This window comes from Halopenitus salinus (assembly GCF_042662125.1).
GTDB classification, from domain to species: Archaea; Halobacteriota; Halobacteria; order Halobacteriales; family Haloferacaceae; genus Halopenitus; species Halopenitus salinus.
Genome location: NZ_JBHSXL010000004.1, coordinates 102,774 through 117,367 on the forward strand (window position 1 = coordinate 102,774; position 14,594 = coordinate 117,367).

General features: G+C 67.1%; 16 protein-coding genes and 1 tRNA gene. 8 read left to right on the forward strand and 9 right to left on the reverse strand.

The genetic code is table 11. The annotated features are described in order from the left end of the window. Window positions 1-103: 103 nt before the first annotated feature. On the forward strand, window positions 104-862 hold the full coding sequence (locus tag ACFQE9_RS05720; RefSeq protein ID WP_379741674.1) for a DUF4013 domain-containing protein: 759 nt from the start codon (window positions 104-106) through the stop codon (window positions 860-862). A gap of 328 nt (window positions 863-1,190) precedes the next feature. Here ACFQE9_RS05720 and ACFQE9_RS05725 read toward each other — a convergent pair. After that, window positions 1,191-1,265: transfer RNA gene (locus tag ACFQE9_RS05725), tRNA-Arg, on the reverse strand. Between the two features lie 100 nt (window positions 1,266-1,365). Here ACFQE9_RS05725 and ACFQE9_RS05730 point away from each other — a divergent pair. From ACFQE9_RS05730 to ACFQE9_RS05740, 3 genes are all read left to right on the forward strand, one after another. Further along, a complete protein-coding gene (locus ACFQE9_RS05730; protein ID WP_379741676.1) occupies window positions 1,366-2,214 on the forward strand; it encodes a geranylgeranylglycerol-phosphate geranylgeranyltransferase in 849 nt (282 codons plus the stop codon). A 181-nt stretch (window positions 2,215-2,395) separates the two neighbouring features. After that, window positions 2,396-3,004 carry an RAD55 family ATPase gene (locus ACFQE9_RS05735; RefSeq protein ID WP_379741679.1) on the forward strand — a complete coding sequence of 203 codons (609 nt, stop codon included), beginning with the start codon at window positions 2,396-2,398 and terminating at the stop codon, window positions 3,002-3,004. A gap of 156 nt (window positions 3,005-3,160) precedes the next feature. After that, window positions 3,161-3,484, forward strand: coding sequence for a hypothetical protein (locus tag ACFQE9_RS05740; protein ID WP_379741682.1), 324 nt, complete (start codon window positions 3,161-3,163; stop codon window positions 3,482-3,484). A gap of 38 nt (window positions 3,485-3,522) precedes the next feature. Here the strand turns inward: ACFQE9_RS05740 and ACFQE9_RS05745 are convergent, their stop codons facing one another. The 4 genes from ACFQE9_RS05745 to hisC all read right to left on the reverse strand — a co-directional run bounded on the left by ACFQE9_RS05745 (window position 3,523) and on the right by hisC (window position 6,114). Further along, the gene (locus ACFQE9_RS05745; RefSeq protein WP_379741685.1) at window positions 3,523-3,759 is read right to left on the reverse strand and encodes a DUF7120 family protein; all 237 of its coding nucleotides are present in this window, start codon (window positions 3,757-3,759) and stop codon (window positions 3,523-3,525) included. A 68-nt stretch (window positions 3,760-3,827) separates the two neighbouring features. After that, window positions 3,828-4,430: a CDP-alcohol phosphatidyltransferase family protein gene (locus ACFQE9_RS05750; RefSeq protein ID WP_379741688.1), complete on the reverse strand. Its 603-nt coding sequence runs from the start codon at window positions 4,428-4,430 to the stop codon at window positions 3,828-3,830. 56 nt (window positions 4,431-4,486) lie between these two features. After that, a complete protein-coding gene (locus tag ACFQE9_RS05755; protein ID WP_379741691.1) occupies window positions 4,487-5,020 on the reverse strand; it encodes an adenylate kinase family protein in 534 nt (177 codons plus the stop codon). Continuing rightward, complete coding sequence (hisC, locus tag ACFQE9_RS05760; protein WP_379741694.1) at window positions 5,020-6,114, reverse strand: histidinol-phosphate transaminase; 1,095 nt, start codon at window positions 6,112-6,114, stop codon at window positions 5,020-5,022. Before hisC ends, ACFQE9_RS05755 begins: the two co-directional genes overlap by 1 nt. Before the next feature lie 206 nt (window positions 6,115-6,320). On the opposite strand from hisC, the gene ACFQE9_RS05765 reads away from it, so the two are divergent. Together ACFQE9_RS05765 and ACFQE9_RS05770 are read left to right on the forward strand one after the other, a co-directional pair. Next, entirely contained in the window at window positions 6,321-7,040 is a 720-nt protein-coding gene (locus ACFQE9_RS05765; protein WP_379741812.1) for a metal-dependent hydrolase, read from the forward strand. A 119-nt stretch (window positions 7,041-7,159) separates the two neighbouring features. Further along, window positions 7,160-7,558: an OsmC family protein gene (locus tag ACFQE9_RS05770; RefSeq protein WP_379741697.1), complete on the forward strand. Its 399-nt coding sequence runs from the start codon at window positions 7,160-7,162 to the stop codon at window positions 7,556-7,558. A 92-nt stretch (window positions 7,559-7,650) separates the two neighbouring features. On the opposite strand, the gene ACFQE9_RS05775 is transcribed toward ACFQE9_RS05770, so the two are convergent. Further along, window positions 7,651-8,454: an HAD-IIA family hydrolase gene (locus ACFQE9_RS05775; protein WP_379741700.1), complete on the reverse strand. Its 804-nt coding sequence runs from the start codon at window positions 8,452-8,454 to the stop codon at window positions 7,651-7,653. Window positions 8,455-8,596: 142 nt separating this feature from the next. Here ACFQE9_RS05775 and ACFQE9_RS05780 point away from each other — a divergent pair, with 142 nt between their 5' ends. Next, window positions 8,597-9,373 carry a GTP cyclohydrolase III gene (locus tag ACFQE9_RS05780; protein WP_379741703.1) on the forward strand — a complete coding sequence of 259 codons (777 nt, stop codon included), beginning with the start codon at window positions 8,597-8,599 and terminating at the stop codon, window positions 9,371-9,373. Window positions 9,374-9,445: 72 nt separating this feature from the next. Here ACFQE9_RS05780 and ACFQE9_RS05785 read toward each other — a convergent pair whose 3' ends face one another. Further along, window positions 9,446-10,828 carry an MEDS domain-containing protein gene (locus ACFQE9_RS05785; RefSeq protein ID WP_379741705.1) on the reverse strand — a complete coding sequence of 461 codons (1,383 nt, stop codon included), beginning with the start codon at window positions 10,826-10,828 and terminating at the stop codon, window positions 9,446-9,448. A gap of 182 nt (window positions 10,829-11,010) precedes the next feature. Here ACFQE9_RS05785 and ACFQE9_RS05790 point away from each other — a divergent pair, with 182 nt between their 5' ends. Beyond that, on the forward strand, window positions 11,011-12,111 hold the full coding sequence (locus tag ACFQE9_RS05790; protein ID WP_379741708.1) for a two-component system sensor histidine kinase NtrB: 1,101 nt from the start codon (window positions 11,011-11,013) through the stop codon (window positions 12,109-12,111). Between the two features lie 23 nt (window positions 12,112-12,134). On the opposite strand, the gene ACFQE9_RS05795 is transcribed toward ACFQE9_RS05790, so the two are convergent. Beyond that, window positions 12,135-13,976 carry an SLC13 family permease gene (locus ACFQE9_RS05795; RefSeq protein WP_379741711.1) on the reverse strand — a complete coding sequence of 614 codons (1,842 nt, stop codon included), beginning with the start codon at window positions 13,974-13,976 and terminating at the stop codon, window positions 12,135-12,137. A gap of 113 nt (window positions 13,977-14,089) precedes the next feature. Continuing rightward, the gene (locus ACFQE9_RS05800) at window positions 14,090-14,521 is read right to left on the reverse strand and encodes a type IV pilin domain-containing protein (protein ID WP_379741714.1); all 432 of its coding nucleotides are present in this window, start codon (window positions 14,519-14,521) and stop codon (window positions 14,090-14,092) included. Window positions 14,522-14,594: the final 73 nt, after the last annotated feature.

Sequence of the window (14,594 nt, forward strand, 5' to 3'; positions counted from 1 at the left end):
CGAGTCGGACCACTCACACACGTCGGCCACACACGTCTCGTTCGGGGTCCGGTAGTCCCATCGTAACTATAGGCATTCGCCGCGTCGTCTCGTCCGATCAGACATGACAACGGAAGAAAAAGAACCGGGGATCCGGACGGGACGTGACGGGGCGAACGACGGACGGGACGACGGCATCGTCGGGGCGGTCGAAACGGCGATCCGATATCCCACGGAGAGCGACGACGTCGCGATGATCGTCGTCATCGGCGGCCTGCTCTCGTTATTCTCGTTTCTCGTCGTCCCGATCTTCCTCCTTTCAGGCTACCTCGTTCGAGTCCTTGACCGGACGGCCGACGGCGACGACGTTCCGCCGGCCTTCGAGGAGTGGGGGGAGCTGGCGATCACCGGCGTGAAGGCGGCCGTGATCGGGTTCGTCTACGCCCTCCTTCCCGCCATCGTTGGCGGCGGCGTCGTCCTCCTCGGGGGCGTCGGAATCGGTCTCGGAGGGGACGGACCGTTGGCCGGCATCGGCGTCCTTGGCGTGATCCTCGGCGGGCTCCTGTGGGGTGGCCTCGCGTTGCTCGTCTCCTACCTGCTTCCGGCGGCGCTGGCCAACTTCGCACGAACGGAGTCCATCGGGGCCGGGTTCGACTTCGGGACGCTGTCTACGATCTGGACGTCCCGACCGTACGCCCTCGCGTGGGTGACGATGATCCTGGTGTTTTTGATCGGCGGACTGGTCGTCGGGGTCCTCAACGTGGTTCCGATCCTCGGAACGATCGCCGGGGCGTTCGTCGGGTTCTACTTCGCGGTCGCCGCGTACTCGGTCATCGGCCGCGCCTGGGCGGACTTCCCGGTCGCCGCTCACGACGGTCGGTGAGGTGCGGTGAATCGGTGACCTTCGAGCGCCGACGTACGGCGACGTCGCGATCGCAGTTCCCGGGGGCACGGACCCACCCCATCCCTCAAGAGACATGCCTCGCCACAGGCGTGGCAGTGGTACCGCCGGTAGGCGAGATACCAGCGATTATCCACGGAAATCCCCTCCGTTTGCGGAGGTTATTGCACGACGTGACGGGGGCGCAACTCGTGACGAGTTGGGATCCAATTTTAGAGCCCTTCCGCAAACACGCGATTCTCCGTAAATCGGCGAGTAAGAGGTCTCTAAAAGGTATTTGAGTTTAGCCGCGAATCGTGTCGTGACAGGATGGGCGCTGCAGGATTTGAACCCGCGGCAGCTTGGTCCGAAGCCAAGTACTCTGTCCAGGCTGAGCTAAGCGCCCTCGATACCTGGGTAGTCCGGTCGGGTGTTTAAGTCCCGCGATCCGGATCGCGATCGGGAACCGCCATCCCTTTTAAGCCGTCGCGGTCTCGTGGTGACGTATGTCGATGGGCCGGACCGCACGGGGTGCACTCGAGTTGACGCGGCCCCTCAACGCGGTTTCCGCCGGCGTCCTCACGTTCACGGGCGCGTACGTCGCCGGCGGCGAGGTGCTTGCCGGGGACGCGCCCGCCGTCGCGGCCGCCGTGTGCGCGACCGTTCTCGCCACGGGCGCCGGGAACGCCGTGAACGACTACTTCGACCGGGAGATCGACCGAGTCAACAGACCGGATCGGCCGATCCCACGCGGCGCGATCTCGGCGAGGGGCGCGCTCGCGTTCGCCATCGTCCTGTTCGGTGGCGCGATCGGAGCCGCGCTCCTCCTGCCGCCCGCAGCCATCGGGATCGCCGTGTTCAACCTCGCGTTGCTGCTCGCGTACACGGAACTGTTCAAGGGGCTTCCGGGCGTGGGAAACGTCGTCGTCGGGTTTCTCACCGGCTCCACGTTCCTCTTCGGCGGCGCGGCCGTTGGGTCCCCGTTCGGGGCCGGCGTGCTCTTCGTGCTGGCGGCGGTCGCGACGATCACGAGGGAGATCATAAAGGACGTGGAGGACGTCGCCGGCGATCGCGAGGAGGGACTCAACACGCTCCCGATCGTGATCGGCGAGCGGAACGCGACGTGGATCGGGATCGCCATCCTCGCGACGGCGGTGGCGGCGAGCGCGCTCCCGTTTTTCCGCGGCGACTTCGGGACGGCGTACCTCCTCGTCATCGTCCCGGCCGATCTCGTGATGCTCGCCGCGGCCGTACGGTCGCTTCGGGACCCGGCGAGCGCACAGCGGCGGCTGAAGGCGGGGATGCTTCTCGCGGTGGTGGCGTTCATCGCCGGGCGGGCGGCGCCGTTCGGATGAGGACCGTCGACGTCCGTCCGATGGAGCCCGCCCCGCCGGCGCCCGGCGGATTCGTCTGACGGTGATCAAAAAGAATATTATCCGCACGACTCATCCTACTGACACCTGATGAACCCCGGCAGGACGGTGCGCCGATCGATCGCATGCCCGCGGCTCGAAGCGGGAGACGCGGGGCCCACAGATGTATGACCTCCGTCCACACCTCGACGCCGAGGTGGATCCGGGAACGAACCTCCTCGTGAGCGGTCCGGCGATGACCGGAAAACGAAGCCTCGTGCTCGACGTTCTCGCGGAGGGGACGCGGGGCGGCGACTCCTCCATCATCGTGACGACGAAGGACGGCGCGGATCGCGTCCTGAAGGATTACCGAAAGCGGATCGACTACGAGGACCGGCCGGTGGCGGTCGTCGACTGCGTCTCCCGCCAGCAGGGAGTCGACGACGTCCGCGACGACGACCGGATCAAGTACGCCTCCTCGCCGGTCGACATGACCGGGATCGGGATCAAGCTCTCGGAGTTCCTGGAGGCATTCTACACCGACCGCGGGATCGAGCGCAACCGGATCATGGTCCACTCGTTGTCGACGCTTCTCATGTACGCGGAGCTGCAGACGGTGTTCCGGTTTCTCCACGTCTTCACCGGCCGGGTGCAGAGCGTCGACGGGCTCGGGCTCTTTTGTATCGACTCGACGGCCCACGACGACCAGACGATGAACACGCTCAAACAGCTGTTCGACGGGATCATCACCACGAACGAGGACGCGGAACCGACCGTTCGGCTCGCGCGGTGAGGATCGCACACGTCGTCGCGACTCGTCGCCGTGAAGCGTACGGCCCGTCCGCCGCAAGTACCAGACACGGAGACACGACCGCATGAACACGACCGCATGAAGCCCTGCATGGTCGGGATGGCCACGCTTTTATCGACCAGCGTCGATCCACGTGGTATGTCTACCCACGACTCCGACCTCGACGGGGAGGTTCGAGAGGAGGGATCGCAACTGCTTCCCTTCGATCTGGTTCGACCCGACCGGTTGCGCTGGGAGTGGGGATCACGCGTGATCGACGACGAGGAGACCACCCTCCAGGGCGTCTGGAGACACGACGGAAGTTCGTGGGATCTCTCCGTCTTCCGGGTGACGGAGGGGACGGTCGTCGTTCGAGTCCGGACGCCTGCAGGACGCGAGCGGTTCTACGGAACCCTGCGATCGGAGGCTCGTTCGGCGCTCTCGAAGCTGGAGGCGGCGGCGTCCTGGCGGCGAACGGCGTAATTCGGGACCGGGATTGGGACCGAATCCGCAAGAAAGGGCTACAGGCGGTCGTCCTCGATGCTTCCTGGGTCCTGGGCGGTGTCGAACATGTTGTTCTCCGCGCTCTCCATCATCTCGTCGCGCGGCTCGTCGTCGACGATGCTGACGTTGTAGGCCTCGATTCCCGAGGAGATGAGCTCCTCGGCCGCTTGTTCCTCGCTCACGAACTCCTGTTCGGCCAGCTGTTGGAACTCGGAGTAGACGTCGTCGGAGAGGGACAACTCGAAGGTGGGCATGGTCGGATCTATCCCGTGCCTCCTTTTAAGCTCTTGGCTCGCCGCCGATATCGCGGGAACTCCCGCACTCAGAGATCCGACCAGGCGCCCCAAAACCGCTGGAGTGCGGTGAGGTGACCGACGACGGCGAACAGGGCGAGGAGCGCGCCGACGATCCCGACGTCGGCGACGATCGATCCGGAGTGGAGAGCGGCGAGGGCGCCCGTGATCCCGACGAGCGCGAGCCGGTCCGCTCGACCGAGCAGTCCACCGTACTCGCGGCCGAGCCCGACCGCCTGGATCTGCGTCCCGAGGTAGGAGGTCATCAACACGCCGGTGACGGCGGCGAGACCGAGCCCGTACCGTCCGATCCCGGCCGCGAGCCCCGCGAGGATCGCGATGTCGGCGTAGCGGTCGAGGACGTGGTCGAGCAGGTCGCCGCCGGAGGACTCGATGCCCTGCTCTCGCGCCAGCGCGCCGTCGACGAGATCGAGCCAGCCGTTCGCGAAGACGAGAAGCGCGCCGGCGAGGTACCCGGCCGTCGTCGCGAGCGAGAAGGCCAGACCGGCCGCGATCGCGGCGAAAAAGGCGATCACGCTCACCCAGTCGGGAGTCAGTCCGACCCGGTCCGCGGCGGTCACCCAGGGGCCGAGCAGTCGGTCCGCGAGGGGCCGCAGTCGGTCGAGCGTCATCGGTCTCCTCCCGACGTCATCGGTCTCCTCCCGACGTCATCGGCCTTTCCCCCCATCTACAGGTACCCGGTGAAGTCGACGGTCCCGACGCTCGGGTCGCGGTCCCCGTCGAGAACTCGTTCGATCTCGGCCGCGACGGCGTCGGGGTCGCGGTCGGTCGTGTCGATCTCGTAGACGTGCTCGCGGCCGAACCGCTCGACCGCCTCCGAGAGGATCACGTCGAGGGCCTCGCTTTCGGCGTTCTCGTGCGCCGTCGCCTCCGGCTCTCCGCGTTCGAGGAGTCGGTCCTCGAGGACTTCGGGCGCACACCGAAGCACGACGACGCGATCGGCCTCGAAGTGGTGCGCGAGGTGTGACTCCAGGATCCCGTCCCAGTCACCGAGCCGGTCGGAGATCGCCTCGAGGTCCGCGACGAGCGACCCGCGGTCCTCGTCGCGTTCGGTCCAGAGGTCCGCCTCGGACTCGATCAGCTCGTTGAGGTGGATGACGTTCATGTCCTCCCCGGACTCTCGAGATCCGTCCTCGTCCGCGAGTCGCTCCGTCGCCGACGTCTTTCCGGTTCCGGGTGTTCCGGTGACGGCCACGCGCATCAGGCGTCCACCTCGGGTTCGATCCGCTCGAGGACGCCGTTTATCCGCTCTGCGGCGGTCCGCGTCTCCTCGCGCGTCCCGGTCGTGATCCTGATGCAGTCCGGCAGTCCGAAGGAGGTGCAATCGCGGACGATGACGCCCTCCTCCTGGAGAGCTTCGGTCACCCGATCGGCGTCGCCAACCGCCGCGAGAACGAAGTTGCCGGCGGACTCGAAGGTCGGCGCGTCGAGGGTCTCCCGGAGGTACTCGCGTCCCCACCGGGCCGACTCGATCGATCGCTCGAGGTGATCGTCGTCGTCGAGCGCCGCCAGTGCGGCTCGACAGGCCAACTCGCTCGCCGCGAAGGGCGTGTTGACCCGGGCGTACGCGTCGGCCCAGGCTTCGGGGACGAGCGCGTATCCCACGCGCAGACCCGCGAGCCCGTAGGCCTTCGAGAACGTCCGGAGCACGGCGACGTCGTCGCGGTCGTCGAGCAGCGAGACAGCCGAGGTCAGCTCCGCGAACTCGCCGTAGGCCTCGTCGACGACGACGAGCGTCTCCTCGGCCGTCGCGTCGGCGAGCAGGCGAACCTCCTCGATCGACATCGTCGAGCCGGTGGGATTGTGCGGGGAGGTGACGTAGATGATCCGCTCGCCCTCGTAGACGTCGAGGACGGTCTCCGCGGTCTGTGTGAACGAATCGCTCCGGTCCAGGGAGTACGTCGAGACCTCTCCGTGGTGGTACTTCGCGGACATGCCGTAGTAGGCGAACCCGGGTTCGGGCACGAGCACCCGGTCGCCCGGCTCGAGCATCGCCCGCGAGAGGTAGTCGATCGAGCCGTCGGCGCCCGCGGACACCCAGACCTGCTCCTCGCTCACGTCCCACCGGTCGGCGAGACGGGCACGCAGGTCCGCGTGTGAGGATTTGGGATAGACACGTATCGCCTCCGCGTGCTCGCGGATGGCGGCGACGGCGTCGGGGCTCGCGCCGTGTGGGTTCTCGTTCGAGGAGAGCGTGATCAGCTCCTCGGGGTCCATCCCGAGCTCGCGGGCGACCTCCTCGTCGCCGCGGCCGGGCACGTACGGGGAGTGATCCGAGAGGTCCCGTGGTTGCATATGGTCCCGTGGGCGTGCGTCGCCCTTAAGGGTGCAGCTTTCGGGAGTTGGGTATTGCACGGTTCCGGACTCCGAGAGTACCTCGTTCCGGAGCCGGCGGTTGTGGCGTTCCGGAGCCGGACGTTGGCGTTCGCTCCACTTTCGCCTTACGCTCGTTCCGTCGGCGGCGGCATTTAATAGGTATCCGACCGACGGTGTAGGTGACCATGGAGCTCACCTGGCACGGCCACTCCACGTGGCACGTTTCCGTCGGCGGAACCGACCTGCTCATCGATCCGTTCTTCGACAACCCGAAGACGGACGTCTCACCCGAGGAGCTCGATCCGGACTACCTCCTTTTGACCCACGGCCACGCCGATCACATCGGCGACGCCGACCGCTACGAGGACGCGACCGTGGTCGCGACGCCGGAGCTGGCGTCGTATCTTCAGGACACCTTCGGTCACGATAAGGCCGTGGGGGGAATGGGAATGAACCTCGGCGGGACCGTGGAGTGCGGCGACGCGTGGGTGACGATGGTCCGGGCGGACCACTCGAACGGCATCGAGACGGACTACGGCGCGTCCGCCGGGATGCCCGCCGGGTTCGTGATCTCCGACTCGAAGCCGACCCAGGAGTCCGACGCCGACACCTCGACGTTCTACCACGCCGGGGACACGAGCCTGATGGTCGAGATGCGCGAGGTCATCGGCCCGTTCCTCGAGCCCGACGCCGCCGCGTTGCCGGCCGGCGACCACTTCACGATGGGGCCGGCACAGGCCGCGATCGCCGCCGACTGGGTCGGCGCGGACGTCGCCTTCCCGATGCACTACGACTCGTTCCCGCCGATCGAGATCGATACCGACGACTTCGTCCGCGAGGTCGAGGCGACCGCCGGTCCGAGCGAGGCCGTGATCCTCGAGGGCGACGAGACCTACGAACTGTGACGTCGCTCGCGGTCCGGCCGCTTTCGATCAAGCTGCTCGCGGTCGGGCCGGTCCCGGCCGGGCCGCCGTCGATCGAGGCCGATACGCTTTAGGACGTCTCCGACGGAGATGGGGACGTCATGTCCGACATCGAGACCACGACGGTGAGCGAGGAGGGCTACGCGTGTACGAGCCAGGTCGGCGACTTCGACCTGCAGGTTGATGCGACCGGCGAGACGGGTCCTGACCCGAACTCGACGCTCGTGGCCACCTACGCCTCCTGTTACATCCCGGCGTTCCGCGTCGGCGGCCAACAGCGCGGCGTCGACGACCTCGGGAAGGTACAGATCGACGCGTCGGCGGAGCTCGACGACGAGGACGACCTCGCGTCCATCGCCTTCGACCTCCACGTCGAGGCCGACCTCGACGACGACGAGCTCGCGGAGATCGTAGAGCGCGGCGAGGACATCTGTCACGTCCACTCGGCGCTTCGTGAGGGGCTTCGCGCCGACATCTCGGCCTACGGAGACGCGTTCTAGACGCCGACGCGACATCTACGTTGACGCTGTATCGACGAGCGGATTGGCGCCGGTGACCCCGCTCGAACTCGGATTTTTTCACCCGCGCGCCTTCACCCGGACCGAGGTCCACGATCCACTCGGAGGATCCGATCGATGTCAGCGAGCGAATCGAGCACGTAGTCCGGATCGTACGGGCTGTCCGCGACGTCGGCCTCGTCCGTGACGCCGGTCGTCACGAGCGCCGTCGTCATGCCCGCGCGTTCGCCGAGGGCGACGTCCGTATCGAGGCGGTCGCCGACCACGAGACAGTCCTCGGGGGCGACCCCGATCCGTCGCGTGACGAGGTCGATCGCGGGGTCGGACGGCTTGCCGCAGACGAGATCCGGCTCACGCTCCGCGACGCCGGCGATCGCGTTGATGACCGCACCCGATCCCGGGACGTCGCGTTCGCGCGCTGGGATGACGACGTCCGGGTCGGTCCCGAGGAAGGGGATCCCGTCCTCGAGGACCCAAAGCGCCCGCGAGAGGTCTTCGTAGTCGAACTTCCGGTCCAGGGAGGCGAGGAGGACCTCGGCGTCCTCGATCGACTCCGTCGTCGAGAGGCCGGCCGACGAGAGCAGCTTGAAGAGCCCCGACTCGCCGATCACGAACAGCTCGTCGTCCGCGTGGTGGCGTTTCAGGTACTCGACCGTGACCGTTCCGGCCGTTATCACGCGATCGGCGTCGACGGCGAACCCGGCCGACCCGAGCCGGTCGACGTAGGCCGCGGGCGGCTTCGTCGGGTTGTTGGAGACGAAAAGCGGCTCCAGTCCCGCCTCCGCCGCGATCCGGTATCCCTCGGACGCGCCGTCGATCGGCTCGTCGCCGCGAACGACGGTTCCGTCGACGTCGAGGACGATCCCCTCGTAGTCCATGTTCGAGGGAGGCGCGCCAGACAAGTAGGGGTTCCGGGACGAAACGACGCGGTGGTTCCGCACATCATAACGAATTCGAGATCGCGTTCACGGATCGGATAACGGAACCCTCAAGCGGCGGTAGGTCCCACACGAAAACATCGTGACGACTACCCAGGTAACGCTCGTCCAGATCGACAACTACGGGCCCTGGACGGTCACTCCGGATCCGCGCCGCGAGATGGACCTCCAGACGATGCAGTCGCGGCTGTTCGCCGACCTGGCACAGTTCGTCGGATCGCGTGACGGATACGTCTTCTTCACGCGGTTCGACAACATGGTGGCGGTGACGAACGGCCTCGATTCGGCGGCCCACGAGCGGCTGCAGGCCACGGTCCGGAACCGGTATCCGGTCACCGTCAGCCTCGGCGTCGACGTCGCGGAGCGACCGATCGACGCCCTCGAGACGGCCACCGGCAGGGTCCAGAACGCCGGGAGCGCACAGGACGGTGACCGCCGGGAGGTGCTCGCGGGGACCTATCGCGAGGAGAGCGACGACGACGACGTCGCCATCGCCCACTTCGACGTGAACAACGCGACGGGCAAGTACACGGACCGGCTCAACGAGTTCGACTCGTTCATCCGGATCGAGCAGGGCTACGCCGCGTTGATGCGCTACATGCGCGAGGAACACGGCGCGTTGTCCTTCTTCGTGGGGGGAGACAACGTCATCGCGGCCTGTCCGGACCTCGATCAGGCGGACTATCGCGCGGCGATCGACCACGTCAACGAGGCCGCTGACGTCGATCTGAAGGTCGGCGTCGGACACGGTCGCTCCGCCCACGAGGCCGGATTCGCGGCGAAACACGCCCTGGAGGACTGCCGGTACGAGGGGACGACCGTCGAGTTCGCCGGGGCGACCTCCGCGACCCCCGAGTGATCGTGGTGGCGACCGATCGGTCGAGCGATCGTCAACTCCGGAAATCCCAGGTGACCCTCGGCCGATCGGGACTCACCGATCGATGAGCGGGAGGGAAAGGCGGATCTCCGAGCGCTCGTCCGCGTTTTCGGGGAACGAGATGGTCCCGTTAGAGGCCTCCACGACCCACTTCACGAGCCAGAGGCCGATCCCCCCGCCGTGTTCGAGCGGGGTCTCCTGGCCGCCCAAGAGCGCCTTTCTGTCGTCCTCGGGGATCGGATCGCCGGGGTTTGCGACCGACACCGTCCCGGAGTTGGAGCCGGTCTCGTCGATCCGGATCGAGACCGCGGGAGGGTCGTGGTCCTGATGGGTAACGGCATTGGTGATGGTCTCCGCGAGGGCGGCATCGAGGTTCACGTGGGCGAGGACCCGGATCGGTCCGTCGCCCTCGAGTTCGATCCGTGCGTCCGGATGCAGTTCACGCACGTCGGCCATCGCGTCCTCCACCGCCGAGACGAGTTCAGTCGCGTGAACGGTGTCCTCCGAGAGGGTCTCCTGGATGTACCTGGCCTTCTCGGAGAGATCGACGACCCGTTCGGCGTACTCCAGACAGATCTCGATGGACTCGAGCGCCTCGGAACCCGGATCGAGGTCCGTCTGCAACAGCTCGAGGTGGCCGAGGATGACGTTCAGCTCGTTTCGGATGTTGTGTCTCAGCGTTCGATCGACGACGGCGAGCCGCTGTTCGCGCTCGGAGAGCTGGTTTCGGACCCGGGCCAGCTCCCGGGTCTGTTCGAGCTGTAGCCGAACGCCGTCGTGTGCCTTCGTCGCGGGCGAGTACGTCGACGGCGGGACGTAAAACGGGTTCTCACAGACGGTGTCACGGTAGATCACGTGTTCGTGGGTCCAGAGGGCTTTCGCGATCGACCGATCGTCGAACCGGTTCATGTCGTATTGACACATCGCGGTGACGGGACGGTCCGGACATCGGTCGTCGAAGGCGACCTCGAACTCGAGGATCTCGTCGAACTCCGCGTCGACGCCGAAGCTCCAGGAGTTCTCCCCGGCGACGGCGAGTCCCGCGTACTCGTCGTCGACGCTCTCCTCGGAGAGGTCCGCGAGCAGGTCCGCCATTCGGTTCGGGTCGAATCCGTCCTCGAGGTAGACCTCGGATGCGTGGTGTATCTCGAGCGTCCCGTCCTCGAGGTGGCGATCCACGCCGATTCCCGCCGTCTCGAGGAGTCGCTCGACCGCGGGGACGTCGTTCGTGTCGGCGAGGTAGAGACAGCGATCGCCCCGCCGGAGCGCGGTCTCGACGAACGCGGCCGCCGCTCGCCGCTGTTCGGCCGGGGCGTCATAAAACAGCGCGAGGTGTCGGCCGACGTCCTCGCGCTCGAGGGACGTACGCAGGGTCTCATACCGGAGAGCGTCGACCGCGACGTCGTCCGATCCCGATCCGACCTCCGGTTTGGACATGTCGCTCCGTCCGTGCCGCTCGCCATTAGGGCTTCTGCTGTGTGTCGCACCCGCTCCTCGACGGCGTCACACGCAGGGCGTCAATGAACGGAGGAGTCGATCCGTCGGCGGGGGATCAATCCGCCGCCGATCGAGTGAAATTTTGGGATTCGGTTTTAACCCTCGCTCCCGTGTAGCGATCAATGAGCGATCCGTCGACGTCGTCCCCGAGGCCCGACATTCCCCTCGCGGATTCGGAGGGGTTCTACCAGACGCTCGTCGAGAACGTCTCGGAGGGGCTGTTGACGATCGACGCGGACAGCCGGATCGTCTATGCGAACCCCGGTATCACCCGGATCCTCGGGTACGAGCCCGAGGAGCTCATCGGCAGCTCGAAGATGCGGATCATTCCCGAACGCCTTCGGGAGACGCACGCGAGGGCGCTCGCGGCGTACGTCGAGACCGGCCAACGCAACATAGACTGGGACGGGGTCGAACTGCCGGCGCTGCACGCCGACGGTCACGAGGTCCCCACGATGATCAGCCTGCGGGAACACGAGATCGGCGGCGAGCGGTACTTCACCGGGATCATCCGGGACGTCTCCGAGCGCCGCCGCCGGGAGAGCGAGCTTCGCAGACAAAAGGAGCAGCTCGACGAGTTCGCGGGCATCGTCTCCCACGACATCAAGAACCCCCTCGGCGTCGCGAAGGGATACACCGAACTGGCTCGCGAGGAACACGACACGCCGGAGCTGGAGCGCGTCGCGGAGTCGCTCGATCGGATCGAGGAGCTCGTCGACGACGTCCTCGCGCTCTCACGGCGGGGCGTGAGCGTCGGGGACGTGGAGCCGGTCGCGGTCGGATCCCTCGCGGAGGAGGTGTGGTCGGAGATCGACGCCGACGGCGCGACGCTGTCCGTGGCGGACGACTGCCGACCGATTCGGGCCGACGAGACGCGGTTCCGCGAGCTGCTCGGCAACCTCCTCCGGAACGCGGTGGAACACGCCGGTCCGAACGTGCGCGTTCGGATCGGCCCGATCGAAGGCTCGGACGGAGAACTGGAGGGGTTCTACGTCGCCGACGACGGTCCCGGGATCCCCGAGTCCGAACGCGAGGCGGTCCTCGAACACGGCTATACGACCCGCGAGCACGGGACGGGCTACGGCCTCGCCATCGTCGCCGACGTCGCGAAGGGACACGGGTGGACCTTCGAGATAACGGCCGACGAGGAGGGCGGCGCCCGTTTCGAGTTCACCGGGGTCGAGACGGTCCCACACGACGCCGTCACCTCGGGACGGCAGTGAGGACGCGACCCCGATAGGGCACCTCACAGCCCCCAGCCGACGGTGATTCCGACCGTGGCGACCACGGCGAGAAGCAGCTGGAGCGGGCCGCCCACCCGGAGGAAGTCGGAGAACTCGTAGCCCCCGGGGCCGTAGACCATCAGGTTCGTCTGGTAGCCGACCGGCGTCATGAACGACGTCGCGGAGGCGAACATCACGGCCAGCAGAAACGCGAACTCGTTGGCGCCGAGACGTGCGGCGGCGTCGACGCCGACCGGGATCATGAGCACCACCGTGGCGACCGGGGTGATGACGCTCGCGAGCGCCCCGGAGACGACGTAGAGCACGAACAACACGCCGACGAGGGGAAGGACGTCGGATGTGGCGACGACGAACGCCGAGACCACCGCGGCTCCGCCGGTCTCCTCCAGCGCGAGCCCGAGCGGGATCACCCCGGCGAGCAGGAAGACGACGTTCCAGGAGACCGCGTCGTAGGCGTCGACCGTCCGCAGACAGCCCGTGAGGACCATGGCCACCACGCCGGCCAGCGCGGCGATCACGACGGGGAGCGCGTCCAGGGCCGCGAGCGACACGACGCCGGCCAGGATTCCGACCGCGACGGGCGCCTTGGACGACACCGGCGCGACTTCGGCGGGCTCCGCGTCCGCCATCCGGTCGATGGCGTCGTCGTCCGCCACGAGCAGCTCGCCGGTATCGGTGAAGTACCGGATCGACGCCGGCGTCGTGCGGACCAACAGCAGATCGCCGGTCCGGAGCGTCTCGTCGGCGAGCCCCTCCCGGACGAGTTCGCCCCCGCGGCGGAGAGCGAGCACGGTCGTCCGGTGGTACTCCTCGAGTCCGGTCTCGGCGATCGATTCACCGAGGTAGCGTGAGCCCTCGGGAACGACCGCCCGCGCGAGGGTGCCGTCCGTCGCGGCGGCCTCGAAGGTCTCGTCCGTGACCGACTCGCGGACGCGCTGGCTCAGGTGGGCCGCCTCGCGAAACCGGTTTACCGCCTGCAGCGACCCGTGAACCACGAGCACGTCGTCCGCCTCGAGGCGGTGGTCGGATCCCGGTCCGGCGTAGGCCTCCTCGCCGCGGCGAACCTGAAGGACCCGGACGTCGGGGTGCTCCGCGTCGAGCGCGTCGACGGGGCGACCGACCGCGGGCGAGTCCGGACGGACCCGCATGAACGCGAGGTGGTCCTCGAGGTCGAACTCCGAGACCGCGTCAGCGTCCACCGGGATCCGGGCGGGGGTGAGCCACCACCCGACGGTCAGGAGATACGCGAGCCCGACGAGCAGGAGGACCGCCCCGAGTCCCGTGAACTCGAACATCCCGATCCCGTCGCGGCCGTCGATCAGGATCCGGGCGAAGTCGCTCGCGAGGATGTTCGTCGACGTTCCGATGAGGGTGAGCGTGCCGCCGAGGATCGCGGCGTACGACAGGGGCAAAAGCAGCTTGGAGGGGCTCAGCTTCGACTCCTCGGCGAGCGTCGTGACCATCGGGACGAAGACGGCGACGACCGGCGTGTTGTTCACGAAGCCCGCGATCGGCCCCGTGGTACAGACGGTGGCGACGAGCGCGCGGTACCGCTTTCCCGCCGTGAAGTCGGCGAGATGGACGCCGAGCCGTTCGACGATCCCCGTTCCCTGGATGCCCGCGCTCAGCATGTACATCGCGATGATCGTGACGGTCGCGGGGTTCGCGAACCCGGAGATCGCCTCGCGGGCGCCGACGCCGGTCCACGGCTCCAGAACGACGAGGCTGGCCATGACCGCGATCGCCGTGACGTCGTTCGGCACGACCTCCGTGAGGAAGGCCAGGAGGGTCCCGAGGATGAGGAGAAAGACCACCGCGATCCCCGGAACCTGCGAGAGGAACATACACCGTTGTGTGAGCTATCCGACTTTACTGTTCCCCTCGGCGTGGCTTCGACGATCGAAGCGTGAAAAACGAAACCGGGCCGCGGCTACCGATCCGAACGATCAGCCTGCGATCAGCCCGAGTAGTCGGGCGCCGTGCTGGTGGCGAGCGTCGCCGACGACTGGCCGGTTTCGGACTCCCAGTTCACCCGGATGGTCTCGCCTGTCCAATCGCTCGAAGGTGCGTCGACAGTCGTCGAGGATCCGGCGGAGACATCACTGGCCCAACTTGCACTCAGATCAGTCCCGTCCGCGGTAACGCTCAAGAGCGCCCCATCGATCGTGTCACCGCCGGCGTGCGTGATTGTAACGCTATCTTGAGAGGCACCGTCCTCGTACTCGAAGTTGAAGCTCGCCGTCGGCGAGGTGTCCTGGAGGTCGTCGCCGAGACCGAGCACGAAGGTGCCGATCACGGCCGCGAGAATGACGGTGATAGCCACCATCAGAATGACGCCGATGACCGGCGAGACCGCACGTTCGTCGCTGAAGAGTGTCTTGATGTTCATGATATGGTGATCCGAACCGGAGGCGGCGATGACTCCCGAACGCGACGTCGAATCGCGTTCAGCATCCCGACGC